23 protein-coding genes and 1 other RNA gene are annotated in these 22941 nt (G+C 25.1%); 13 read left to right on the top strand and 11 right to left on the bottom strand.

Annotation, left to right across the window (positions count from 1 at the left end; genetic code table 11):
• Nucleotides 1-4 precede the first annotated feature (4 nt).
• From H0H57_RS02160 to pncB, 6 genes are all read right to left on the bottom strand, one after another.
• The gene (locus tag H0H57_RS02160) at nt 5-283 is read right to left on the bottom strand and encodes a co-chaperone GroES (protein ID WP_185863665.1); all 279 of its coding nucleotides are present in this window, start codon (nt 281-283) and stop codon (nt 5-7) included.
• A 131-nt stretch (nt 284-414) separates the two neighbouring features.
• A complete protein-coding gene (gene secG / locus H0H57_RS02155; protein WP_394798849.1) occupies nt 415-663 on the bottom strand; it encodes a preprotein translocase subunit SecG in 249 nt (82 codons plus the stop codon).
• A gap of 15 nt (nt 664-678) precedes the next feature.
• Entirely contained in the window at nt 679-1161 is a 483-nt protein-coding gene (locus H0H57_RS02150; RefSeq protein ID WP_185863663.1) for a hypothetical protein, read from the bottom strand.
• Nucleotides 1151-2404: a sigma 54-interacting transcriptional regulator gene (locus H0H57_RS02145; RefSeq protein ID WP_185863662.1), complete on the bottom strand. Its 1254-nt coding sequence runs from the start codon at nt 2402-2404 to the stop codon at nt 1151-1153. The genes H0H57_RS02150 and H0H57_RS02145 overlap by 11 nt, the downstream gene beginning before the upstream one ends.
• 19 nt (nt 2405-2423) lie before the next feature.
• Nucleotides 2424-3773: a tRNA (N6-isopentenyl adenosine(37)-C2)-methylthiotransferase MiaB gene (gene miaB, locus H0H57_RS02140; protein WP_185863661.1), complete on the bottom strand. Its 1350-nt coding sequence runs from the start codon at nt 3771-3773 to the stop codon at nt 2424-2426.
• Between the two features lie 72 nt (nt 3774-3845).
• On the bottom strand, nt 3846-5021 hold the full coding sequence (pncB, locus tag H0H57_RS02135) for a nicotinate phosphoribosyltransferase (RefSeq protein WP_185863660.1): 1176 nt from the start codon (nt 5019-5021) through the stop codon (nt 3846-3848).
• A 169-nt stretch (nt 5022-5190) separates the two neighbouring features.
• On the opposite strand from pncB, the gene H0H57_RS02130 reads away from it, so the two are divergent.
• The 4 genes from H0H57_RS02130 (at nt 5191) to H0H57_RS02115 (ending at nt 7396) form a co-directional block, all read left to right on the top strand.
• Complete coding sequence (locus H0H57_RS02130; protein WP_096378320.1) at nt 5191-5463, top strand: RNA recognition motif domain-containing protein; 273 nt, start codon at nt 5191-5193, stop codon at nt 5461-5463.
• A 100-nt stretch (nt 5464-5563) separates the two neighbouring features.
• Nucleotides 5564-6448: a 4-hydroxy-tetrahydrodipicolinate synthase gene (gene dapA, locus H0H57_RS02125; protein WP_185863659.1), complete on the top strand. Its 885-nt coding sequence runs from the start codon at nt 5564-5566 to the stop codon at nt 6446-6448.
• Nucleotides 6449-6457: 9 nt separating this feature from the next.
• The gene (locus H0H57_RS02120) at nt 6458-6964 is read left to right on the top strand and encodes a ferritin (RefSeq protein WP_185863658.1); all 507 of its coding nucleotides are present in this window, start codon (nt 6458-6460) and stop codon (nt 6962-6964) included.
• Nucleotides 6965-7081: 117 nt separating this feature from the next.
• The gene (locus tag H0H57_RS02115; RefSeq protein ID WP_185863657.1) at nt 7082-7396 is read left to right on the top strand and encodes a hypothetical protein; all 315 of its coding nucleotides are present in this window, start codon (nt 7082-7084) and stop codon (nt 7394-7396) included.
• Between the two features lie 7 nt (nt 7397-7403).
• Here H0H57_RS02115 and fsa read toward each other — a convergent pair whose 3' ends face one another.
• On the bottom strand, nt 7404-8066 hold the full coding sequence (gene fsa, locus H0H57_RS02110) for a fructose-6-phosphate aldolase (protein ID WP_185863656.1): 663 nt from the start codon (nt 8064-8066) through the stop codon (nt 7404-7406).
• A gap of 139 nt (nt 8067-8205) precedes the next feature.
• On the opposite strand from fsa, the gene lpdA reads away from it, so the two are divergent.
• From lpdA to obgE, 3 genes are all read left to right on the top strand, one after another.
• Nucleotides 8206-9603: a dihydrolipoyl dehydrogenase gene (gene lpdA, locus H0H57_RS02105; protein ID WP_185863655.1), complete on the top strand. Its 1398-nt coding sequence runs from the start codon at nt 8206-8208 to the stop codon at nt 9601-9603.
• Between the two features lie 148 nt (nt 9604-9751).
• Nucleotides 9752-10333 carry an adenylate kinase family protein gene (locus tag H0H57_RS02100; RefSeq protein WP_185863654.1) on the top strand — a complete coding sequence of 194 codons (582 nt, stop codon included), beginning with the start codon at nt 9752-9754 and terminating at the stop codon, nt 10331-10333.
• Between the two features lie 7 nt (nt 10334-10340).
• Complete coding sequence (gene obgE, locus H0H57_RS02095; protein WP_185863653.1) at nt 10341-11324, top strand: GTPase ObgE; 984 nt, start codon at nt 10341-10343, stop codon at nt 11322-11324.
• On the opposite strand, the gene clpX is transcribed toward obgE, so the two are convergent.
• The gene (gene clpX, locus H0H57_RS02090; protein ID WP_185863652.1) at nt 11321-12529 is read right to left on the bottom strand and encodes an ATP-dependent Clp protease ATP-binding subunit ClpX; all 1209 of its coding nucleotides are present in this window, start codon (nt 12527-12529) and stop codon (nt 11321-11323) included. The two genes, obgE and clpX, sit on opposite strands and share 4 nt — an antisense overlap.
• 28 nt (nt 12530-12557) lie before the next feature.
• An RNA gene (gene ffs / locus H0H57_RS02085) (signal recognition particle sRNA small type) lies at nt 12558-12658 on the bottom strand.
• Between the two features lie 148 nt (nt 12659-12806).
• On the opposite strand from ffs, the gene H0H57_RS02080 reads away from it, so the two are divergent.
• Both H0H57_RS02080 and yidC read left to right on the top strand, forming a co-directional pair.
• A complete protein-coding gene (locus H0H57_RS02080) occupies nt 12807-14432 on the top strand; it encodes a CTP synthase (RefSeq protein ID WP_185863651.1) in 1626 nt (541 codons plus the stop codon).
• Nucleotides 14429-16234: a membrane protein insertase YidC gene (yidC, locus tag H0H57_RS02075; RefSeq protein ID WP_185863650.1), complete on the top strand. Its 1806-nt coding sequence runs from the start codon at nt 14429-14431 to the stop codon at nt 16232-16234. Before H0H57_RS02080 ends, yidC begins: the two co-directional genes overlap by 4 nt.
• Here yidC and H0H57_RS02070 read toward each other — a convergent pair.
• Complete coding sequence (locus H0H57_RS02070; protein ID WP_185863649.1) at nt 16224-16991, bottom strand: biotin--[acetyl-CoA-carboxylase] ligase; 768 nt, start codon at nt 16989-16991, stop codon at nt 16224-16226. The genes yidC and H0H57_RS02070 overlap by 11 nt on opposite strands.
• Before the next feature lie 124 nt (nt 16992-17115).
• Here H0H57_RS02070 and rsfS point away from each other — a divergent pair, with 124 nt between their 5' ends.
• From rsfS to H0H57_RS02050, 4 genes are read left to right on the top strand one after another with little or no spacing between them, the layout of a single operon-like run.
• On the top strand, nt 17116-17436 hold the full coding sequence (rsfS, locus tag H0H57_RS02065) for a ribosome silencing factor (protein WP_185863648.1): 321 nt from the start codon (nt 17116-17118) through the stop codon (nt 17434-17436).
• Between the two features lie 55 nt (nt 17437-17491).
• Nucleotides 17492-19441 carry an ATP-dependent zinc metalloprotease FtsH gene (gene ftsH / locus H0H57_RS02060; protein WP_185863647.1) on the top strand — a complete coding sequence of 650 codons (1950 nt, stop codon included), beginning with the start codon at nt 17492-17494 and terminating at the stop codon, nt 19439-19441.
• Nucleotides 19442-19476: 35 nt separating this feature from the next.
• The gene (locus H0H57_RS02055; protein ID WP_185863646.1) at nt 19477-20301 is read left to right on the top strand and encodes a phosphatidate cytidylyltransferase; all 825 of its coding nucleotides are present in this window, start codon (nt 19477-19479) and stop codon (nt 20299-20301) included.
• 30 nt (nt 20302-20331) lie between these two features.
• Nucleotides 20332-21003: a phosphatidylserine decarboxylase family protein gene (locus tag H0H57_RS02050; protein ID WP_185863645.1), complete on the top strand. Its 672-nt coding sequence runs from the start codon at nt 20332-20334 to the stop codon at nt 21001-21003.
• 22 nt (nt 21004-21025) lie between these two features.
• Here the strand turns inward: H0H57_RS02050 and dnaK are convergent, their stop codons facing one another.
• A complete protein-coding gene (dnaK, locus tag H0H57_RS02045) occupies nt 21026-22930 on the bottom strand; it encodes a molecular chaperone DnaK (protein WP_185863644.1) in 1905 nt (634 codons plus the stop codon).
• Nucleotides 22931-22941: the final 11 nt, after the last annotated feature.

The raw sequence follows: 22941 nt of genomic DNA, 5'->3' as shown, positions 1-22941 counted from the left end.
TGAATCATATGATAGCGATTACATCGGATTCTCGCATAATAAGATATTCTTCTCCTTCCCATTTCAATTCTGTACCAGAATATTTACCATACAAAACTCTGTCTCCTTTTTTTAGATTCATAGGTTCATCTTTTTTTCCTTTTCCTACGGCAATTATTGTTCCTTTTTGTGGTTTTTCTTTTGCTGTATCAGGAATAATAATACCTGAAACTGTTTTGTTTTCAGCAGGATCAGGTTGTACAAGAACGCGATCTGCTAGAGGTTTGATCTTTATTTCCACCATATAATAATTTTTAAAGTTAACGGTTCTAATCGTTCAAAAAGCCAAAAACATGCCAAATGAAAAAACTTGAAAGTTTTTTCATTAAATCAGTGTTTAATGTCATTATGACATATTTAATTTATTCAAATTATTCAATGTCTTGATTTTAGTAAAAAATTGAAGAATAAAATCAAAAAAAATATAATAATGGATAAAATCCAAGTAATATTTTCTAAAAATGTATTTGTTCTTTTAATTCCAAAAAATCTAAAATTTTTTTCCATAAAAGATTGATGAATACTTTCTTTTTTAGGATTTTGTATTAATATAACCAGCATAAGTAAAATACATGTTAAAATAATAAAAAAACCAAATATGATTATAAATGACATGTTTTCCATTTATCTATTATTTATTTACCAGTTATTATCGAAATCATAAAATATTTTATGATATACTTGAATTGTTAATTTTTCTATAATTTTATCAATAATTTCTTTTGAAAAAAGATCTTTTTTATTTTTAGGAAAGACTTCAGATACGACAAAAGATTTTTCCCAACTTTTTTCTGGTTCAGATTTATCTATGTAAGATATTTTTGCTGTTACTTTGATTTTTTTCAAAGGATCATTTTCTAATGGAATAATTGCATAATGTAAAAATACACATTGTAAAACAACATCTCCATTTTTTAAGACTAAATTAGAAGGATTATGTTTCATTATATAATCTTCAATACTTTTTTTAAAATCAAAGGAAATGGATCTTCTAGGTATATTAACTTGTTCTGAAATTTCTCCTATTTCTATTGTCTTCTTTTCATCAAAAGATGAATGATAACAACTAATTATCATAAAAAATGTAAAAATAAAAACAAAAAAAATTTTTTTATAAGCCATACTGTTTAATTTTTCTGTATAATGTTCTTTCTGAAATTCCTAATTCTTTTGCAGCTTTTCTTCTTTTTCCATTATTTTTTTTTAAAGCTTGTTGAATAAATTCTATTTCTTTTTTTTGTAAAGAAAAAGAAGAAAATTCATTTTTGGATAAATCTTCTTCTACTTCTTCATAATCTAAATCCGAAGAGGATTTAGATGAATCTTCTAATTGAAAAATAGAATCATCCCTGTTATGAATCATTTTTCCAAAAACTTTTTCTATAAGATGTTGATTTTTTTCAATAAATCTAGTATTAGAATTATTTTTAATCAATTGAAAAGTAATATTTTTTAAATCATTCAAATTTTTTTTCATATCAAATAAAATTTTGTATAAAAAATCTTTTTCTCTCTCATGAAAAGATCTTGTTTCTATTACATTATTATTATGATTAGAAAAGGATATCGATGGAATATTTTCTGGAATATATTCTTTTAATTTTTCTATAGAAATTTCACGTGTAGGTTCCACTACAGAGATTTGTTCTATTAAATTTTTTAATTGTCTGATATTACCAGGCCAAGGATAATTTTCCAAATATTTTAAAGAATCTTCAGTCAATGTTATAGAAGGCATATGATATTTTTCTGAAAAATCATTGGAAAATTTTTTGAATAAAAATTTAATATCGTTTTTACGAAAACGTAAAGGAGGTACATTAATTTGTACTGTATTTAAACGATAATACAAATCTTCTCTAAATTTTCCTTTTTGAATAGACTCTACTATATTCAAATTAGTAGCAGCAACAATACGGATATTAGTTTTTTGAATTTTAGAAGATCCTACTTTAATAAATTCTCCATATTCCAATATCCTAAGAAGACGAACTTGCGTGGTTAATGGGAGTTCTCCTACTTCATCTAAAAAAATAGTACCCCCATTCGATCCTTCAAAATAACCTTTTCGCATACTTGTAGCTCCTGTAAAAGAACCCTTTTCATGTCCGAAAAGTTCACTATCAATAGTTCCTTCTGGAATAGCTCCACAATTTACGGCAATATAAGTATGATGTTTTCTAGAAGAATATTGATGAATTATTTTGGGTATAAATTCTTTTCCCACTCCACTTTCTCCAAGAACTAATACTGAAATATCAGTAGTTGCTACTTGTATTGCCTTTTCTAAGGCTCTATGCAAAGCATAATCATATCCAATGATTCCAAATTTTTGTTTTATATTTTGGATAGAAATGGATTCCATGTTTTTATTTTTTTTTATATCATATGTAAAGTTCTCCTATTAAAGTTGCAGATGTTGTGTTTGTTATTTTTACATGAGCGTAATCTCCTATCTTGAGAAGATTTTTAGGTAAAACTACGATCAAATTTTGTGTATTTCTTCCATACCAATATTGATTATTTTTTTTTGATTCTCCTTCTATTAGAATTTCTTCTACTCTACCTAAATGTTCTTGCATTCTATAAAATGAATGTTTTCTTTGTAAATCAATGATCTCTTGTAGTCGTTTTTTTTTTATATGTTGAGGAACATTGTCCTTTAATTTTCTGTAAGCATAAGTTCCAGGTCTAGGAGAATAGGAAAACATATAACCATAATTATATTTTATTTCATTCATTAAATTTATGGTATCCTGATGATCTTGTTCATTTTCATCACAAAATCCAGCAATAATATCATGAGAAATAGAACATTCAGGTATAATGTTTTTTATTTGTTGTACCAAAAAGAGATATTCTTCTCGTGTATATTTTCTATTCATTAATTTTAATATTTTGTTACTACCAGATTGTACAGGTAGATGAATATGTTTACATATATTCTTATGTTTAGAAATAACTTCTAGTACTTTATTAGACATATCATGAGGATTAGATGTAGAAAATCTAATTCTCATCATCGGGATTTCTTTGGCTAAAAGATCCAAAAGTTTTGAAAAATCTACAACCTTTTTTTGATTTTGATTCATGTTTTTTTCTTCTATCCATAGGTAAGAATCTACATTTTGTCCTAAAAGAGTTACTTCTTTATATCCATTTTGATATAAACGTTTACATTCCTTAATAATGGAATTGGGATCACTGCTTCTTTCTCTTCCTCTGGTAAAAGGAACGATACAAAATGTACACATATTATTACAACCTCTTGTTATACTTAAAAAGGATGTTATTTTTTTGTTATTTTGTTTTGTCTTTACAAAACTTATATCCGCATAAGTTTCATTTCTTTTCTTAAGATAAGAAAGATACTGCATTCCCATTATAGAATAATAAATAAAATTAGGGATTTCTCTATAAGAATCTGGAGGAATAAAAAAATCTACCATTTTTTTGGTACAAAAAAAATTTTGAATTTCTTTTGAAAAACATCCTATAATTCCAATCCATATTTTTTTCTTTTTTTTACAAAAATTTAATTGTTCTAATCTTTTTTTTAGGGTTAATTCTGCTTTTTCTCGAATAGAACAAGCGTTTAATAATATTATATTTGCTTGATCTAAGTTTTCAGATAGAACAAAACCATGATTCAACAAAATAGAAGTGATAATATCACTATCTGATATGTTCATTTGACAACCATAATTTTCTATATAAAAATTTTTATATTTCATTTACATTTTTTTAATCATAACGAATAAAAATACATAATGTCATTATGACATACATAATAAAAACTATTTTTCTTATATAATATGAAGAATTTTTTTTGCTAAAAAAATCATATTTTTATTTCCTGTAGATTTTTCCTGAACATTAGAAAGTTTTACCACGGAAATCCATTTTTTTTCTGGAATTGCTTCTGTCATTTTTATGACTATGTTCATAGAAGGAACTCCTACATCATTGGTAAAATTGGTTCCTATTCCAAAACAAGTATTTATTTGATTCTTACAAAAAGAAGAAATATAAGCGACTTTACATGGATTAAGATTATCTGAAAACATAATTTTTTTTTTTATAGGATTTATTTTTAATTTTTTGTAATGTTTTATAGTGGTTTTTGCAAAGGAGATGGGATTTCCACTATCATGTCTTATTCCTTGAAAAATATTGGATAATTTTTTATTAAAATTTTTGAAAAAAATTGGAGAAGTATATGTATCAGATAAAACAAATCCTAATTTACCTTTGTAAATATTTAACCAATTTTCCATAGCTATACGATCTGCTATATTAAATCCATATTTTGCAGCATGAAACATAATCCATTCATGTCCTTGAGTTCCTATTGGTTTAATGGAAAAAACATGAGAAAGATGAACATTACTACTTCCTATGAAAAATGGGGCTCCTTCTTTTTTTAATGTTTCTAGAACTAATTTATGTACTTTATAAGAATATCTTCTTCTTGTTCCAAATTCTCCAATTTTTACTTGTAATTTTTTATATTTTTTTAATTTTTCTTTTGTTAGTTCCGTAATTTTTTTTTCTGATATATTTTGAGATTTTGTTAATTTATAATATAACTCAGATATAATGGACATTATAGGAACTTCCCATAATATAGTTCTACTCCATAATCCTTTTATATGCATTTTTATGTTTTCTCCTTTTTGAAAAATATTTACTTCTTTTGGATTATATTGATATTTGTTTAAAAAATCTAAATAAGAAGAATCTAAATAAGGACAATATTTTTCTAAATAAACTCTTTCTTCATTTGAAAGTTTTAAATAAGCCATTCTATTTAGATTTTCTCTTAGGATTTTGGAAAAATTTTTAGGAAAAGAGTGTTGTCCTCTATTGATAAATTCATATTTTGCCTTTACTAATGGAAACAGTTTAATTACAGCATTTTGCATTGTAAATTTATAAAAATCATTGTCCAATAATGATGATATAATAGAAAAATTATTCATTTTATTCATTATAAAGTTTTATTTATAATTTTTTAATAAAATCTTTATATAACTTATTTTGTAAATAAAATCAATCATTATTTAAATTGCATTTAATTCAGGTAATATATTTTTCTTTTTGAGAAAAAATATTTCTCTAAATTTGCTTTTAAAACAATTTATTTTTAATATGGACAATACGAAACTATACGTAGGTAATTTATCTTATGACATGACAGAACAAGAATTGAAAAAATATTTTGAATCTGTAGGAGAAGTTACTCATGCTAAGATAATTTTTGATGAGTCTACGTCAAATAAAAGAAGTAAAGGATTTGGATTTATAGAAATGTCTAATGAAGAAAATGCCAAACAAGCTATAGAAAAATTGAATGGGACAGAATTTATGGGTAGGAATATTATTGTATCTGCAGCTAGGCCAAGAGCAAAAAAAGACTATTAGTCTTTAATTTCATATTTATGTTGTACGCTTACATCTGTTTTTATTTTTTTTTACTAATAAAATTATAATTGCATGAATATAATATAAAATGTAATAAATTATGAAAAAATTAAATGGAACAGGTGTAGCGTTAGTTACTCCTTTTAAAAAAAATGGGACAATTGACTTTAATGGACTTGAAAAATTAGTTCAATATGTTTTGGATAATCATGTTGATTATCTAGTTGCATTGGGAACTACAGCAGAAACAACTACCTTAAAACAGGAAGAAAAATGGGATGTCATAAAATGTATTCAAAGTGCTAATTATAAAAAACTACCTTTAATATTAGGACTAGGAGGAAATAATACGAAAGATATTGTAAACAAAATTGATAGCATAAAAAATTTATCGGATTTTTATGCTATTCTTTCAGTTTCTCCTTATTATAATAATCCTTCTCAAGAAGGAATATATCAACATTTCAAATCAATTGTAAATTGTACAGAAACAAATATCATTCTCTATAATGTTCCTAAAAGGACAGGATCTAATATTATACCGGATACTGTTTTACGTTTAGCTTTTGATTTTGATAATATAATAGGAATAAAAGAAGCTTCTGGAAATATTTTACAGTCTTATAGAATTTTAGAGTGTAAACCAAAAAAATTTAGTGTAATATCAGGAGATGATTATATGACCTTACCTATTATATTAAGTGGAGGAGAAAGCGTTATTTCTGTAATTGCTCAAGGTATCCCTGATAAAATTTCTCATATGATATCCTTGGCAAAAAGGAATGATGTGAAAAAAGCATTTTCTATTTTTTACAATATTATGAAAATAATAGATCTTATTTATGAAGAAGGAAATCCTACAGGGATCAAAACTTTTTTAAGTGTTATAGGAATATGTCATCCATATGTAAGATTACCATTATTAGTTGGAACTCCATCTTTAAGAAAAAGAATGTTACATTCATTAAACGAAATAAATCAATAACTGAAAAGTATGCTTAGTGAAAAAATAGAAAAAGGATTAACAAAACAACTAAATAGAGAATCAGAATCCTCTCAATTATATTTAATTATGGCTTCTTGGGTAGAGAAAAAAGGTTATGAAGGAATATGTGAATTTTTATACGAGCATTCAAATGAAGAGAGAATTCATATGTTAAAGTTAATCAGATATCTTAATAAAAGAGGAGGAAATGTAATTCTATATGGAAGAGAAACAATTATAAATATAACATACGTATCTATAAAAGAATTATTTATGAAATTATTTGAACATGAACAAAAAATTTCTAGAGAAATCAATTTTTTAGTAGAAATTTCTTTGCAAGAAAAAGATTATTTTACATATAATTTTTTGCAATGGTATGTTGAAGAACAAATTGAAGAAGAAGCTTTAATTAAAATGATTTTAGATAAAATAGAATTAATAGGAGCAGATAAAGGAAGTTTGTATTTTTTTGATAAAGACATGAAAAGTTTTCATAAAACTAAAAAATTTTGATTCAAATTATTTTTCTAATGTTTATGAATTTTATTCCGAAAAAAAAGATTTTTGAAATATGGAAATAAAGGTTTTTCTTTATAGAAAAAATTAAAACGATTATAATTTTACTTATGTATGAATTTTTTAAAAAACATTAATAATGTTAAAACAAATACGGAAACTATAGATTGTATTCATCTTGAAAAAAAATCTGAAAAAAATATATATGAAACTATATGTATATTAGAAAAAATAAGTCAAAAGATAAATAATCAAATTAAAGAAGATTTATATTCTAAATTAGAAGAATTTAATCTTGTAAATAAAAACAATTTAGAAGAAATTTTTGAGAATAAAGAGCAAATTGAATTATCAAAATTATATGAAAAAATTCCAAAACCTACTTCTATTTCTATTCAATATTTATTAGACGGAAAAATAAAAATCTAATTTCTAATTATTGTATTTTATTTTGAAAATCTTGTATAAATTTGTTTAAACCTATGTCAGTTAATGGATGATTTAATAGGAAATTAATAACATTTAAAGGAGAAGTTACAGCATGTATTCCAATTTTAGAACATTCTGTAATATGTAAAGGATGACGGATAGAAGCAGCTAATATTTTGGTTTCGAAGTGATAGTTTTCATATATACTTTTTATTTCTCGGATTAAATTTAATCCGTTATAAGATAGATCATCCAATCTTCCTAAAAATGGAGAAACATAACTAGCTCCAGCTTTAGCGGCGATGAGAGCTTGTCCTATAGAAAAAACAAGGGTACAATTAGTTTTAATTTTTTTATTATAAAAATATTTAATAGCTTTGATTCCATTTTTTGTTATGGGAATTTTTACTACAATTCTAGGATGTAGAGAAGCAAGTTTTTCTCCTTCTTGTATCATATTAGTATAACTCGTACTGATAACTTCTGCACTTAAATTTTCGTTGTTTTTTAAACATTCACATATAGATATATAATGTTCATAAATTTCTTTCTGATTAAAAACAGATTCTTTTGATATTAAAGATGGATTGGTTGTCACTCCATCTAAAAAACCTAATTTTCTCGCCTCATTAATTTCTTTTAAATTAGCTGTATCTATAAAAAACTTCATAAGTTCTCTCACATAATATTGGTTCAACAAATTTATAATTATTTCACAAATAACAAAGAACTCTTACTTGTTTTTTTGAAAAACTTTTATTGAATAGAAAAATCTGTAAATTTATGATGTTTTTATTTATATTTTGATTATGCATTTTGATGTTATTATTTTAGGAAGTGGACCTGGAGGTTATGTAGCTTCCATACGTGCAGCACAACTTGGAATGAAAACAGCTATAGTGGAAAAAGAATCTATGGGAGGCGTATGCTTAAATTGGGGATGTATTCCTACAAAATCACTTTTGAATAGTGCTAAATTTTTACAATCCATAAAAAAAAATGGAGAATTATTTGGTATCAATAATGAAAATATAGAAATAGATTATTCTAAAGTTCTTTCTAAAAGTAGAAAAATAGTTGATCAAATTAAAAAAGGAATCTTGTTTTTAATGAAAAAAAATGGAATTCATGTTGTTTATGGAAATGCCAAGTTAAAAAAAAGAAAAAAAATAGAAATTGTTCAAAAAGAGAAAAGTATAGGAGAATATTCTGCTTCACATATCATTATTGCTACTGGGGCAATTCCTAAAATTGATACAAAATTTAAATATGATGGAAAAAAAATTATAACATATAGAGAAGCTCTATCTTTATCTTCACTTCCAAAAAGGATAATCATTGTTGGTTCTGGTTCTATAGGATTAGAATTTGCTTATTTTTATCATTCTATGGGTACAAAAGTTATTATTATAGAAATATGTTCTAAGTTATTTCCTAATGGAGATGATGATTTATCTGATTATTTAAGATCTTCTTTTTATAAAATGGGAATTGAAACCTATGTATCTTCTAATATCAATAAAATCACTTATAATCATGAAAGTCATGAAGTCATTGTTGATGTTAAAACATCATTAAAAAATATTGTATTAAAAGCAGATACAATATTATACGCTATAGGAATTGTTCCAAATATTCAATGTATTGGATTAAAAGAAATAGGGATTCAAACAGAAAAAGGCTTTATAGTTGTAGATGAGAATTATTGTACAAACATAGATGGATATTATGCAATTGGAGACGTAATTCCAACTCCTTCTTTAGCTCATGTTGCTTCGCATGAGGCAATCAATTGCATCGAAAATATAAAAGCTTTTAGTTTTCAAAAAATAGATTATAATAATATTCCAAAATGTGTTTATTCACTTCCTGAAATAGCTTCAGTTGGTTATACAGAAAAAGAATCTAAGAAAAAAGGGTTTCAAATAAAAATAGGAAAATTTCCTTTTAGTGCTTTAGGTCGGGATATTTCTGATGAGAATACTGGTGGTTTTGTAAAAGTTATTTTTGATGATAAATATGATGAATGGTTAGGATGTCATATGATAGGAAATCATGTCACAGATTTAATTTCAGAAGTGGTGGTTGCTAGAAAATTGGAAGCTACTGGTTATGAAATTTTGGAAAGTATACATCCTCATCCTTCATTAAGTGAGTCTATTATAGAATCTATAGCTAATGCTTATGGTAAAGCTATTCATTTATAATAAGAAAAAAATATAAGGAAAATAACACTTCTTCTATATATATTTCCATATAGATTATTTTATTGTGTACTTAAAAATAATAAAAAACTCATTTTTTTATTATTTACTGTGTTTTTCTTTGCATAAAATTCATAATTTTTGTTGTTGTATGATACATATTATATTGTTTGGACCACCAGGTTGTGGAAAAGGAACTCAAGCTAAAATCATATCAAATAAATTTGGGTTCATACACCTATCTACTGGAATAATATTCAGAGATCATATAACAAAAAAAACTAGTCTAGGAAAAATAGCTAGTGGTTATATAAATAAAGGAATATTAGTTCCTGATGGAATTACCACAAACATGTTAAATATGGAAATTCAAAAACATTTTAAAGCTAAAGGAATTATTTATGATGGATATCCTAGAACTAAAAATCAAATTTATTCTTTAGAGGAAGTATTAAAAAAATTTTGTTTAGGAAAAATTGATATAATTTTTTATTTTTTTATTCAAAAAAATTTGATAATAAATAGATTGTTAAAAAGAGGTAAAATAAGTCATCGTGATGATGATACAGATATTATTACAGTTCAAAGAAGAATAAAAGAATATCATAAAAAAACTTCTTTAATATGGGAGAATTATAAATGGAAAAATAGCATAATAAAATTAAACGCTTCTTTGTCTGTAGAAAAAATTTCTATTTTTATAGAAAAAAAAATTCTGAATTTGTTATACTAATAAAAATATGAAAAACGATTTTATCGATTTTATAAAAATTTATTGCAAAAGTGGAGATGGAGGAACTGGATGTGTTCATTTTTATAGGGATAGACGTATAGTTAGAGGAGGACCTGATGGAGGAACAGGAGGAAAAGGAGGAGATATTATACTTCAAGGAAATTCTCATATTCATACTTTTTTACATTTAAGATATCATAAACATTGGATAGCTAAGTCCGGTTTTCCGGGAAGAAGAAAAAACATAACTGGGGAAAATGGAAAAGATTTATTAATAAAAGTTCCTGTAGGAACTGTAGTAAAAGATGAAAAAAAAAATATCATAATGGAAATCACTAAGAATTCTCAAAAAAAAATTTTATTTGAAGGAGGAAAAGGAGGGAAAGGAAATGTTTTTTTTAAAAATTCTATAATTCAATCTCCTCATTATGCACAATCTGGAATTAAAACAAAAGGAAATTGGATTTTTTTAGAATTAAAAATTTTAGCAGATGTAGGATTTATAGGTTTTCCTAATACTGGAAAATCCACTTTACTTTCTACAATTACGAAAGCAAAACCTAAAATAGGGAATTATTCTTTTACGACAAAAACTCCACATATAGGAGTGGTAAAAGTAGATTTTAATTCTTTTTTAGTAGCTGATATTCCTGGAATCATAGAAAAAGCATCTGAAGGAAAAGGGTTAGGACATCATTTTTTAAGACATGTAGAACGGAATTCCGTTTTATTATTTTTAGTTTCTTCAAATACAAAAAATAAAAAAAAAGAATATTTAATCTTGTTAAATGAATTAACAAAGTTTAATTCAAATCTTTTAAAAAAGAAACGTTTATTAGCAATATCTAAATCGGATTTAATCAATAATGAAGAAAAAAAAGAGATCAAAAAAATATTTTTTAAATTGAATGAAAACATTGTTTTCATTTCTTCTTTTACAAAAGAAGGTTTATCAGAATTGATAGAACAATTATGGAAATTAATCAATTAAGAATAAAATAGTTTTTGTTTTACAATATTTTGATCTATATTTAATGTACGATTAATGTTTTCTATATCGTACATATAATCTAAAAATATTTTTTCACAAAATGTTCGTAAACCTCTTGCTCCTAATCCCAATTGAAAAGTTTTATCTACTATAACATTCAATGCTTCATCTGTAATATTTAATGAAATATGATCCATATCAAATAATTTTTTGTATTGTTTGATTAAAGCATTTTTTGGTTCAACTAAAATTTTTTTTAACGTATTTTTGTTTAATGGATTTAAATAAGTAATAACAGGAAATCTTCCTATAATTTCTGGAATTAATCCAAATTTATTTAAATCTTCGGCAAGAATGTTTTTTAGATAATTTTTTTCTTTTATATTTTTTGTTTCTTTAGAAATAAAACCTATAGCTTTTGTTTCTATTCTATCAGAAATAATCTTTTCTATTCCATCAAAAGTTCCTCCAGCTATAAATAATATGTTTTCAGTATTGATTTGTATCATTTTTTGATCTGGATGTTTCCTTCCTCCTTGTGGAGGAACATTGATTACAGATCCTTCTAATATTTTGAGTAATGCTTGTTGTACCCCTTCACCAGATACATCTCTAGTAATAGATGGATTATTACTTTTTCTAGAAATTTTATCTATTTCATCCAAAAAAATGATTCCTCTTTCAGCAGAATTTATATCATAATTTACAGATTGTAATAGTTTCGTTAAAATGGATTCGACGTCTTCTCCTACATATCCTGCTTCAGTTAGAGTAGTAGCATCAGCTATAGCAAAAGGTACTTTTAAAAGTCTTGATATACTTTTTGCTAGTAAAGTCTTACCTGTTCCTGTTTTTCCAATTAATAATACATTAGATTTTTCTATTTCTATATTTATAGAATTTTTATTTTCATGTTGTTTTTGAATACGTTTATAATGATTATAAACAGCTACGGATATGATTTTTTTTGCTTCATTTTGTCCTACAACATATTTATCTAGAAAATATTTTATTTCTTTGGGTTTTTTTATATCTATAAATTCATTGTGATTTTCAGGAGTATTTTTTACTAAAAATTTTTTTTGAATGATGGAATAAATTTTTTCTATACAAAGATTACAAATCTGTCCGTTAATTCCCGATATAAGAAAAGTGATATTATTTTGATTTTTTCCACAAAAATTACATTTTAACGAATCTTCCATAAAAAACCATTCTTTTGTTATGATAAAAAAGGAGCAAGCTTGACTACATCACATCGCTACAAACCTAATACCTTTGCTGTGTTCCCACCCTGGAGGATTTATAGGGAGCTGATTGTGTAGGACTTGCTCCGAATTTGGTAAATATAAAAAAAAAATCATAAATTCTCGTTTTTTGAATGATAATTCTCTAATGGAATTAGAGAAAAGAGAAAATGAATATGGAATATAAGTCAACAAGTAAAAACAAGAAAAAAATGGAATTTGTATTTTTATTTTAATGAAGACAAAATATATTTTCGTTACAGGAGGAGTAACTTCTTCTTTGGGAAAAGGAATTGTTTCGGCTTCGTTGGGAATGTTATTAAAAGCTAGAGGATATAAGGTCTCTTTATTAAAATTAGATCCTTATTTTAATATAGATCCAGGAACTTTAAATCCTTATGAACATGGTGAATGTTTTGTAACAAAAGATGGAGCAGAAACAGATTTAGATTTAGGTCATTATGAACGATTTTTAAATCAATCCACAAGAAAAGAAAATAATGTAACATCTGGATTAATATATAAAACAGTGATAGATAATGAAAGAAAAGGAAACTATTTAGGAAAAACCGTTCAAGTTATTCCTCATATTACTAATGAAATTAAAAGACGGATCAAGATTATTGGATCCACTGAAAAAGATTATGATATTATTATTACTGAAATAGGAGGAACTGTAGGAGATATAGAAAGTTTACCTTATATTGAATCAGTACGTCAGTTAAAATGGGAATTAGGAAAATTTAATGGATTGGTCATTCATTTGACATTGCTTCCTTATATCACGGTTACTGGAGAAATAAAAACAAAACCAACACAACATTCTGTTCGAAATTTAATGGAAAACGGAATACAAGCAGACATCATAGTATGCAGAACAGAAAAACATATATCCGATAATATTAGAAATAAATTAGCCTTATTTTGTAACGTGAAACCAAAACATGTTATTGAATCAATAGATACTAAAATTATATATGAAATACCTTATTTATTACATTTACAAAATTTTGATGAAGTAGTACTGAATCATTTGAATTTATCTACTCACACTATTCCAGATTTGAAAAAATGGAAAATTTTTATTAAAAAATATAAAAATCCAAAATTTGAAACCAAAATTGCATTGGTTGGAAAATATGTTTCATTACATGATTCTTATAAATCAATTACTGAAGCTTTAATTCATGCAGGAACGGAAAATGAAACTTATGTTAATATAAAATGGATTTATTCAGAAATGATCAAAGAAAAAAATATAAAAACATATTTTAAAGGAATTTCAGGAATTTTAGTAGCTCCAGGATTTGGAAATAGAGGAATAGAAGGAAAAATACTTGCAGCAAAATATGCAAGAGAAAATAAAATTCCATTTTTTGGGATATGTTTGGGGATGCAAATAGCCGTAATAGAATTTGCTAGAAATGTATTAGGATTAAAAGAAGCAGAAAGTTCTGAAACAAATCCAAAAACATCTCATCCAGTAATAAGTTTAATGGAAAAACAAAAAAGACGGACTCATACAGGAGGAACAATGCGTTTAGGAAATTGGAGATGTACTCTTGTTAAAGGATCTAAAATATATTCTATTTATGGAAAAAAAAAAGAAATTTTTGAAAGACATCGTCATAGATATGAATTTAATAATAGTTATTTAGAATCATTTTCTAATGCTGGAATGAAAGTAGTTGGAGTAAATCCAGAAACAGGTTTAGTAGAAGCATTAGAATTAGAAGATCATATTTTTTTCTTGGGAGTTCAATATCATCCAGAATATCAAAGTACAGTCACTCATCCACATCCTTTATTTACTAATTTTGTACAGATATCTATAGTTTATCAGAATTCTTCTTATATATGAAGGATAAAAATTTAGATTATAGTTCCATAATAGGATTGATTCTTATATTATCTGTTTTAATAATTTTTACTTATTTTAATAACAATAATCATACTAATACCAATAAATATAATAATTCTAAGAAACTTGATTCAAATCATCAAGAATTTTCTATTACGGATCAAAGAAAAAAAAATTATTTTTTTTTATTAGAAAACAACGTATTGAAACTTAAAATCTCTAGTTTGGGAGGAGGAATTCATGATGTTCTTTTGAAGAAATATAAGGCATATGATTCTTTATTATCATATCATGCTAAAAATCTTTATTTAATTAAAAATTCTAGTTTTTTATACAAATTATCTTTTTTAAATCAAAAAGGATTAAATATTGATACAAATACTTTATATTTTCAACCTATTTTTTTAGAAAAAAATCAAAAATCTGGAATTAAAACTCTTACTATGAGAGCTAAAAATCCTTATGGAAGAGGATTTTTAGATTATGTATATACAATAGGAGAAAAAAATCAGTATGATATTGGCTTTTCTATTCGAACCAGAAACTTTTCTTTTTTTAAAAAGAAAGGATTGGTTTCTTATTTAAATTTAGAACATAAAATGTTATCTCTAGAAAAGGATAGAGATTGGGAAAATACTTATACTCAAGTATGTTATTCTGCTTCTTCTGATAATGAAAATATGAATCATTTTGATTCTGTCAAATATTTATCTGAAAAAAAAACGGAAAATAAAAATATATATGGAGTGAAATGGATTTCTCATAAACAACAGTTTTTTTCTTTTATACTCATTCCAGAAAAAATATTAAAAAGTGTTTTTGTTCAATCTGAAAATTTTTCTTCAGGATTTTTCCTAAAAAAAATTCAATTGAAAACATTTATAGATCCGGTAAAAAATGAGGATATTTCTTTTCGTTTTTATTTTGGTCCTTTAGATTTGAAAATATTAAAAAAATATCAAAATGGGTTCGAAAATATTATTCCATTTGGTTGGGGTTTTCTCAAGTGGATCAATAAATATTTTTTTTTAATAGTTTTTCAATTTTTGGAAAAAACAAATTTAAATTATGGTGTTATTATTATTTTGATGACCATAGTTGTGAAACTTATATTATATCCAATTACTTATAAACAATATAAATTAAGTGCTATAATGAAATCAATTCGTCCAGAGATTGAAAAATTAAATCATAAATATAGAAAAGATGTTTTTAAAAAACAAAGAGCTATAATGGAGTTATATCATAATGTTGGAATTAATCCAATGTCTGGATGTATTTCTACATTATTTCAGATTCCTATTTTTTATTCTTTATTTAAATTTTTTCCTACTATAATTAATTTGAGAGGAAAATCTTTTTTATGGGTAGAAGATCTTACTTCATATGACTCAATATTCAAATTACCTTTTTTTATTCCTTTTTATGGAAATCACGTAAGTTTACTTACTTTACTGTATTCTTTAGCGTTATTAGTTTATACAAAACTTAGCAATAATGGAAAAAAGAATGTTTCCAAAAATGAGAATGATTCTTCTATTCCTGATATGAATTTTTTATTATATTTAATGCCTATTGTAATGTTATTATTTATAAATAGTTACGCATCTGCTTTATCTTTATATTATTTTACATCTAACATCATTAACATTGGATTTTTCTTTTTTATTAAAGAATTTATGTTGAATGAAAAAAAGATCCTCATAAAAATTCAAGAAAAAAAAGAAATAAAACGTAATTATTGGAATAATATAATCAAAAAAATAACAAATAAAAGAGATAAAAATTCTACTAAGGAATAAAAAATTCTATTTCTTTATGATAGAAAAAATAGAATTTTTTATTGGATTCTATCACTAAAAATCCTTGATCTGTTATAGATCGTATTGTTCCAGAAATATAATGATTGGTTTTATAAACATAAAAAATAGAAGTTTTATCTTTTAAATATAGATGATTGATATAATAATTTCGTATGATTTTTTCTCCATAAATTGTAAAAAAAAGATATTCTTTTTGAAAGGAATCTATAATTTTATAGAATAAAGAATCTAAATCCAAATTTAGATTGAAAATTTTTTTTAAAGAAGAAGCATTCCATTTTTTTTGGAATTGTTCTTGATAAACATTTAACCCTATTCCAACGATAATGGTATGAATTTTTTTTGAAAAAATACTAGTTTCTATTAAAATACCACCTATTTTTTTATTATTAATAATGATATCATTGGGCCATTTTATCCAAATTTTTTCTTTATTGTTTTGATTATAAGATTTCGATAAAGTTTTATGTATTGCATTGCTTATAACAAGATTTATAATGTATATTTTTTTTACATATAAAGTTTTAATAGGTTTAAAAACAATGCTAAAAGTTAAGTTTTTTCTTTTTTCTGTATGCCATAAGTTTTTATTCATTCCTATTCCTTTGGTTTGATTCATTGTCCAAATGACTATCCAATTATATTTATTATCATAAATATATTTTTTAGCATATTGATTTGTAGAATGAATTTTTTTTAATACAATTAGATTTATAGGCCAAATAAATTTTTTCAAAATGTTTTATATTAAAAAATTTAATTTCTTTAAAACGAAAACCTTATTTTTGTTTTTTGAAATAAAATTAATATAAAAAAATCCTGTCGGATTCATTTAACGAATATGAAAAATAATTTTTGTTTTGCTATTAAAAAAAATCATAGAAGGAATTCAAATAGTTAAAGGAAAAGATATATCTATTATAAATCTAAAAAATCGAGAAAATTTTATTTGTGATTATTTTGTTATTTGTAATGGAATTTCTCATAATCAAGTATATGCTATTTCTCAATCTATAGAAAAAATAACAATAGATAAATTACAGAAAAAACCTTGGCATGTAGAAGGATTAAAAAATAGAGAATGGATTTTGGTTGATTACGTTTCTATTGTTGTTCATATTTTTCAAAAACAATTAAGATTCTATTATGATATAGAAAATCTTTGGAATCAAAATTCATAATAAAAAAACTAAGGTTTTTATTTAGTTAAAATTATTAAGTAATGAAGAAACTTATATGATAGATAAAAAAATAAAAAGTAAAAACAACTTTTTTTGGGTATATGCAGTTATTTTTGCCATATTTTTGGGGATATTTTTTTTCAAGTCTTCATTTTCTAATCCCAGAAAAATAGATCAGGATACTTTTTTTGATATTTTGTCTAAAGGCGAAGTACAGAAAATTATAGTAAAACATAGAGAAATAGTATATGTTTATTTAAAAAAAGAATTTTTATCATTTAAGAATCCTACTCAAAACATTATTAAAAATAATGAAAGAAAATTTATAACACAACAACCATTACAATATGAATTTGAAATAGGAGATTTGCAATTTTTTCAAAAAAAATTTGAAGAATATAAAAAAAAATACAATCTAAATACTCTTATTGATTTTAAAAATCAACAAGAATATACTATTACAAAATTTTTTTTTGATTATGGAATATTTTTTATATTATTAATCGTTTTTTGGATTTTTTTATTTAAAAGAATAGGATCTACTAGCGGTGGTCCTGGAGGTCAAATATTTAATATAGGAAAATCCAAAGCTAAATTATTTGATGAAAATGATAATGTAAAAATAACGTTTAAAGACGTAGCTGGTTTAGAAGGAGCCAAAGAAGAAGTTCAAGAAATAGTGGAATTTTTAAAAAGTCCTCAAAAATACACTAAACTTGGAGGAAAAATACCTAAAGGAGCTTTATTGATAGGACAACCAGGTACAGGAAAAACTTTATTAGCAAAGGCAGTAGCTGGAGAAGCAAAGGTTCCATTTTTTTCTTTATCAGGGTCAGATTTTGTGGAAATGTTTGTAGGAGTAGGGGCTTCTAGAGTGAGAGATTTATTTGAAAAAGCTAAGGAAAAATCTCCATGTATCATATTCATTGATGAAATAGATGCTATAGGAAGAGCTCGTGGAAAAAGTAATATAGCTGGATCAAATGATGAAAGAGAAAACACTTTAAATCAACTTTTGACAGAAATGGATGGATTTGGTACTCATACCAATGTAATTGTGTTAGCTGCTACCAATAGATCCGATATTTTAGATAAAGCTTTACTTCGTCCTGGTCGTTTTGATCGTACTATATTAGTAGATCCACCTGAATTAAATGAAAGAAAAGAAATATTTTGTGTACATCTTAAAAGATTAGTATTATCTGATAACGTAGATATCGATTTTTTATCAAGACAAACTCCAGGATTTAGTGGAGCGGATATAGCCAATGTTTGTAATGAATCAGCTCTGATAGCAGCAAGAAAAAATAGATCTAAAATAGAAAATCAAGATTTTCTTGATGCAATAGATCGTATTATTGGGGGGTTAGAAAAAAAGAACAAAATTATAAAACCCAATGAAAAAAAACGAATTGCTTATCATGAGGCGGGACATGCTACAATAAGTTGGTTACTAGAACATGCGGCTCCTTTAGTAAAAGTCACTATAGTTCCAAGAGGAAGATCTTTAGGATCAGCTTGGTATCTTCCAGAAGAAAGACAATTAACGACTCCAGAACAAATGAAAGATGAAATATGTGCATTATTAGCAGGAAGATCGGCAGAAGAAATTATTTTTAGTAGCATATCTACTGGAGCTTTAAATGATTTAGAAAGAGTTACTAAACAAGCTCAGTCTATGGTGGCTATTTTTGGATTGAATGAAAAGATTGGAAATATTTCTTACTATGATTCAACAGGACAAAATGAATTTTCTTTTTCAAAACCTTATAGTGAAAAAACGGCTCAAATTATAGATGAAGAAATATCTAAAATTATAAAAGAACAATATCAAAGAGCTAAAAATATATTGAAAAACAATGAAAAAAAATTATCTATGTTGGCTAATAAATTATTAGAAAAAGAAGTTATCTTTAGAGAAGATTTGAAAACAATTTTTGGAGAAAGACCTTATCCTGATGATATTGGTGATATGTTAACTGTCAGTAATACATATTTTTATTGAGTGTTTTATTTATTGGATAAGTAGTATGTATATATATGGAAAACAAAAAAAACTTAGACTTTTTAATCAGGATTTTTACCGGGTTAATTTATATTATTTTAATTCTTTTTTCTATTGAAAAAGGCGAAAAAACTTTTAGAATAGTAATGATGATGTTGTCTTTTTTTTGTTTATTTGAATTTTTATTGATATTAAAGACGAACACAACTTTAATTAAAGTTTCTTCTTTATTTTTTTTATTTTCTATTCTTATGGATGTTTTTATCAAAAAAGAAAAGGGTTTAATATTATATGTAATTTGTTTTATTCCTTATTCCATAATTTTTCTTGCTTTTCAATTATTTTATTCAAAAAATTCTCCCAAAGAAAAAATAGTACAAATAAGTCATCTAATTTTTGGATTGGTATATATTATTATGCCATTTTACTTAGCATCTTATATATATGCTATAATTCATCATGGAAAACAATTAATTTTAGGTGTATTTATTTTAATATGGACAAATGATTCTTTATCCTATTTAATAGGAAAAAAATGGGGAAAAAGAAAAATAGCTATATCTATATCTCCAAAAAAATCAATAGAAGGTGTTATTGGGGGTTTATTTTTTTCTCTAATATTGGGTTTTTTTTTATCCAAAATATGGAAAGAAAAATATTGGTTCATTTTATCTATTATTGTTCCCATTTTTTCTACGATTGGTGATCTTGTAGAGTCTACCATTAAAAGATCTTGTAGCGTAAAAAATTCTGGAATTTTTTTTCCTGGTCATGGTGGATTTTTAGATAGATTAGATAGTTTTATTTTTGTAATTCCTATTATAGCTACTGTAATAGCTAGTTTTGTTTATATTTTTTGAATAAAATTATGATACATAATTTTTACAATCATGATTCATAGAGAAGGAATTCCTTTTTTAGGATATACATTAGTAATAATATTAATATTAGTTATTTTTTCATTTTTTCTATTATCTAGATTAATTTTTGTTTTTACCTCATTTTTTTTTATCATTCTTTATTTTTTTTTCATTTTATTTTTTAGAAATCCAAAAAGAAATTTTTATGAAATTCATGAAAAAAATTATAAAAAAGAAATCATCATATCTCCTGCTGATGGAAAAATTTTGAATATACAAAGAATTTTTGAGAATGAATTTTTGAAAAAAAATTGTATATGTCTTTCCATTTTTATGTCTCCTTTTAATGTACACGTTAATAGATTTCCTGTTTCTGGAAAAGTTATTTATGTAAAATACCATCCCGGAAGATATATGATAGCTTGGATAACTAAATCTTCATCACATAATGAACATACAACAACAGTAATTGAAACCAATAAGGGAAAAAAAATATTATTCCGACAAATAGCTGGTTTTTTAGCCAGACGTATTATCATTTATGCGAAAAAAAATTCTATGGTAAAAAAAGGAGATGAATTTGGTTTTATTAAATTTGGATCTAGAGTTGATGTTTTTTTACCATTAAACTCTATAATTTTGGTGAAAAAGGGAGAAAAAGTTACTGGAGGTGAAACTAAAATTTCTATAATTCCATTATAAGACTCCCTTTATCTATTTTTATTTATTTTACTTCTTCATAATCTACATCTTGTATATTTTCATTTCCTTTGCTATTTCTTTTTTCTTCATCTTCTTTTTTATTTGATTGATTGTTTTTATTTGTATTTTTTATGTTATAAATTTCTTGAGAAGCATTAGTCCAAGCTTCGTTTAGTTTTTTCATATAATTATCAATAGAAACAAAATCTTTTTTAGAATGAGCTTGTTTCAATTTTTCTAAAGAATCTTCTATATTTTTCTTATTATTTTCAGATAATTTATTTTCATAATCTTTCAATTGTTTTTCAGATTGAAAAATTTGATTATCTGCTGCATTTAATTTTTCGATTTCTTTTTTGATTTTTTCATCTTTTTTAGCATTTTCTTTTGCCTCTTTTTTCATTTTTTCTATTTCATTTTGATTTAATCCTGATGAGGTTTCAATACGTATTGATTGTTCTTTTCCTGTTCCTTTATTTTTTGCGGAAACATTAAGTATACCATTTGCATCTATATCAAAAGTAACCTCAATTTGAGGAATTCCTCTAGGTGCTGAAGGAATATCAACTAAATCAAAACGACCTATTTCTTTATTATCATTGAACATAGGTCTTTCACCTTGTCCTACTCGTATAGTTACTGCTGATTGATTATCAGATGCTGTAGAAAAAATTTCTGATTTTTTAGTAGGAATGGTTGTATTAGACTCAATAAGTTTTGTAAAAACTCCTCCTAAAGTTTCAATTCCTAAAGATAAAGGAGTCACATCTAATAATAATACGTTTTGTACATCTCCCGTTAATACTCCTCCTTGTATAGCCGCTCCAATAGCGACAACTTCATCTGGATTAACTCCTTTAGATGGTTTTTTACCAAAAAATTTTTCTACTTCCTCTTGTACTTTTGGAATACGTGTAGATCCTCCAACCAAAATGACCTCATCTATGTCTTGCGTTGTTAAACTTGCATCTTTTAATGCTTTAGAACAAGGATTAATGGATCTTTGTATTAACGGTTCTGATAATTGTTCAAATTTTGAACGAATTAAGGTTAAAACTAAATGTTTAGGTCCTGATTCTGTTGCTGTGATATAAGGAAGATTTATTTCTGTTTGATTTGAAGAAGATAATTCTATTTTAGCTTTTTCAGATGCTTCTTTTAAACGTTGTAAGGCCATAGGATCCTTTCTAAGATCTAATCCTTCTTTCGACTTAAATTTATTTGACAAATAGTTAATGATAACTTGATCAAAATCATCTCCTCCTAAGTGAGTATCTCCATTAGTAGATAAAACTTCAAAAACTCCATCTCCTAATTCTAGAATAGAAACGTCAAAAGTCCCGCCTCCTAAATCATATACAACAATTTTTTTATTCTGATTACTTTTATCTAATCCATAAGCTAAAGCAGCTGCCGTTGGTTCATTTATAATTCTTTCTACTTTTAATCCTGCTATTTCTCCAGATTCTTTAGTGGCTTGTCTTTGTGCATCATTAAAATAAGCAGGAACTGTAATCACGGCTCTGTTAACTTCTTCTCCCAAGTAATCTTCCGCTGTTTTTTTCATTTTTTGTAAAATCATTGCAGATATTTCTTGGGGAGCGTATAATCTTTTTTCTATATCAACACGTGGAGTATTGTTTCCTCCTTTTATAACTTTATAAGGAATATGTTTCAATTCTTCAGTAACTTCTGAATACATTCTTCCCATAAATCTTTTGATAGAAAAAATAGTTTTTTGCGGATTGGTAACAGCTTGCCTTTTTGCAGGATCTCCTATTTTTCTTTCACCTCCTTCTACGAAGGCTACTATAGATGGAGTTGTTCTTTTCCCTTCTGAATTAGGAATTACAACAGGATCATTAATTTCCATAACAGCGACACAAGAATTTGTTGTTCCTAAATCTATGCCTATAATTTTACTCATTTTATTACGTT

The organism is Blattabacterium cuenoti (genome assembly GCF_014251755.1).
Taxonomy (GTDB): domain Bacteria; phylum Bacteroidota; class Bacteroidia; order Flavobacteriales; family Blattabacteriaceae; genus Blattabacterium; species Blattabacterium cuenoti_AN.
This window is presented reverse-complemented; position numbering and strand designations above follow the sequence as displayed.

Coding starts and splice junctions, on each gene's coding strand:
- H0H57_RS02150 (WP_185863663.1), bottom strand. CDS start 1,161: ATGGCTTATAAAAAAATTTTTTTTGTTTTTATTTTTACATTTTTTATG.
- obgE (WP_185863653.1), top strand. CDS start 10,341: ATGAAAAACGATTTTATCGATTTTATAAAAATTTATTGCAAAAGTGGA.
- dapA (WP_185863659.1), top strand. CDS start 5,564: ATGAAAAAATTAAATGGAACAGGTGTAGCGTTAGTTACTCCTTTTAAA.
- miaB (WP_185863661.1), bottom strand. CDS start 3,773: ATGAAATATAAAAATTTTTATATAGAAAATTATGGTTGTCAAATGAAC.
- H0H57_RS02120 (WP_185863658.1), top strand. CDS start 6,458: ATGCTTAGTGAAAAAATAGAAAAAGGATTAACAAAACAACTAAATAGA.
- lpdA (WP_185863655.1), top strand. CDS start 8,206: ATGCATTTTGATGTTATTATTTTAGGAAGTGGACCTGGAGGTTATGTA.
- H0H57_RS02100 (WP_185863654.1), top strand. CDS start 9,752: ATGATACATATTATATTGTTTGGACCACCAGGTTGTGGAAAAGGAACT.
- H0H57_RS02145 (WP_185863662.1), bottom strand. CDS start 2,404: ATGGAATCCATTTCTATCCAAAATATAAAACAAAAATTTGGAATCATT.
- pncB (WP_185863660.1), bottom strand. CDS start 5,021: ATGAATAATTTTTCTATTATATCATCATTATTGGACAATGATTTTTAT.
- H0H57_RS02050 (WP_185863645.1), top strand. CDS start 20,332: ATGATTCATAGAGAAGGAATTCCTTTTTTAGGATATACATTAGTAATA.
- H0H57_RS02130 (WP_096378320.1), top strand. CDS start 5,191: ATGGACAATACGAAACTATACGTAGGTAATTTATCTTATGACATGACA.
- H0H57_RS02160 (WP_185863665.1), bottom strand. CDS start 283: ATGGTGGAAATAAAGATCAAACCTCTAGCAGATCGCGTTCTTGTACAA.
- H0H57_RS02115 (WP_185863657.1), top strand. CDS start 7,082: ATGAATTTTTTAAAAAACATTAATAATGTTAAAACAAATACGGAAACT.
- yidC (WP_185863650.1), top strand. CDS start 14,429: ATGAAGGATAAAAATTTAGATTATAGTTCCATAATAGGATTGATTCTT.
- ftsH (WP_185863647.1), top strand. CDS start 17,492: ATGATAGATAAAAAAATAAAAAGTAAAAACAACTTTTTTTGGGTATAT.
- secG (WP_394798849.1), bottom strand. CDS start 663: ATGGAAAACATGTCATTTATAATCATATTTGGTTTTTTTATTATTTTA.
- H0H57_RS02055 (WP_185863646.1), top strand. CDS start 19,477: ATGGAAAACAAAAAAAACTTAGACTTTTTAATCAGGATTTTTACCGGG.
- H0H57_RS02080 (WP_185863651.1), top strand. CDS start 12,807: ATGAAGACAAAATATATTTTCGTTACAGGAGGAGTAACTTCTTCTTTG.
- fsa (WP_185863656.1), bottom strand. CDS start 8,066: ATGAAGTTTTTTATAGATACAGCTAATTTAAAAGAAATTAATGAGGCG.
- clpX (WP_185863652.1), bottom strand. CDS start 12,529: ATGGAAGATTCGTTAAAATGTAATTTTTGTGGAAAAAATCAAAATAAT.
- dnaK (WP_185863644.1), bottom strand. CDS start 22,930: ATGAGTAAAATTATAGGCATAGATTTAGGAACAACAAATTCTTGTGTC.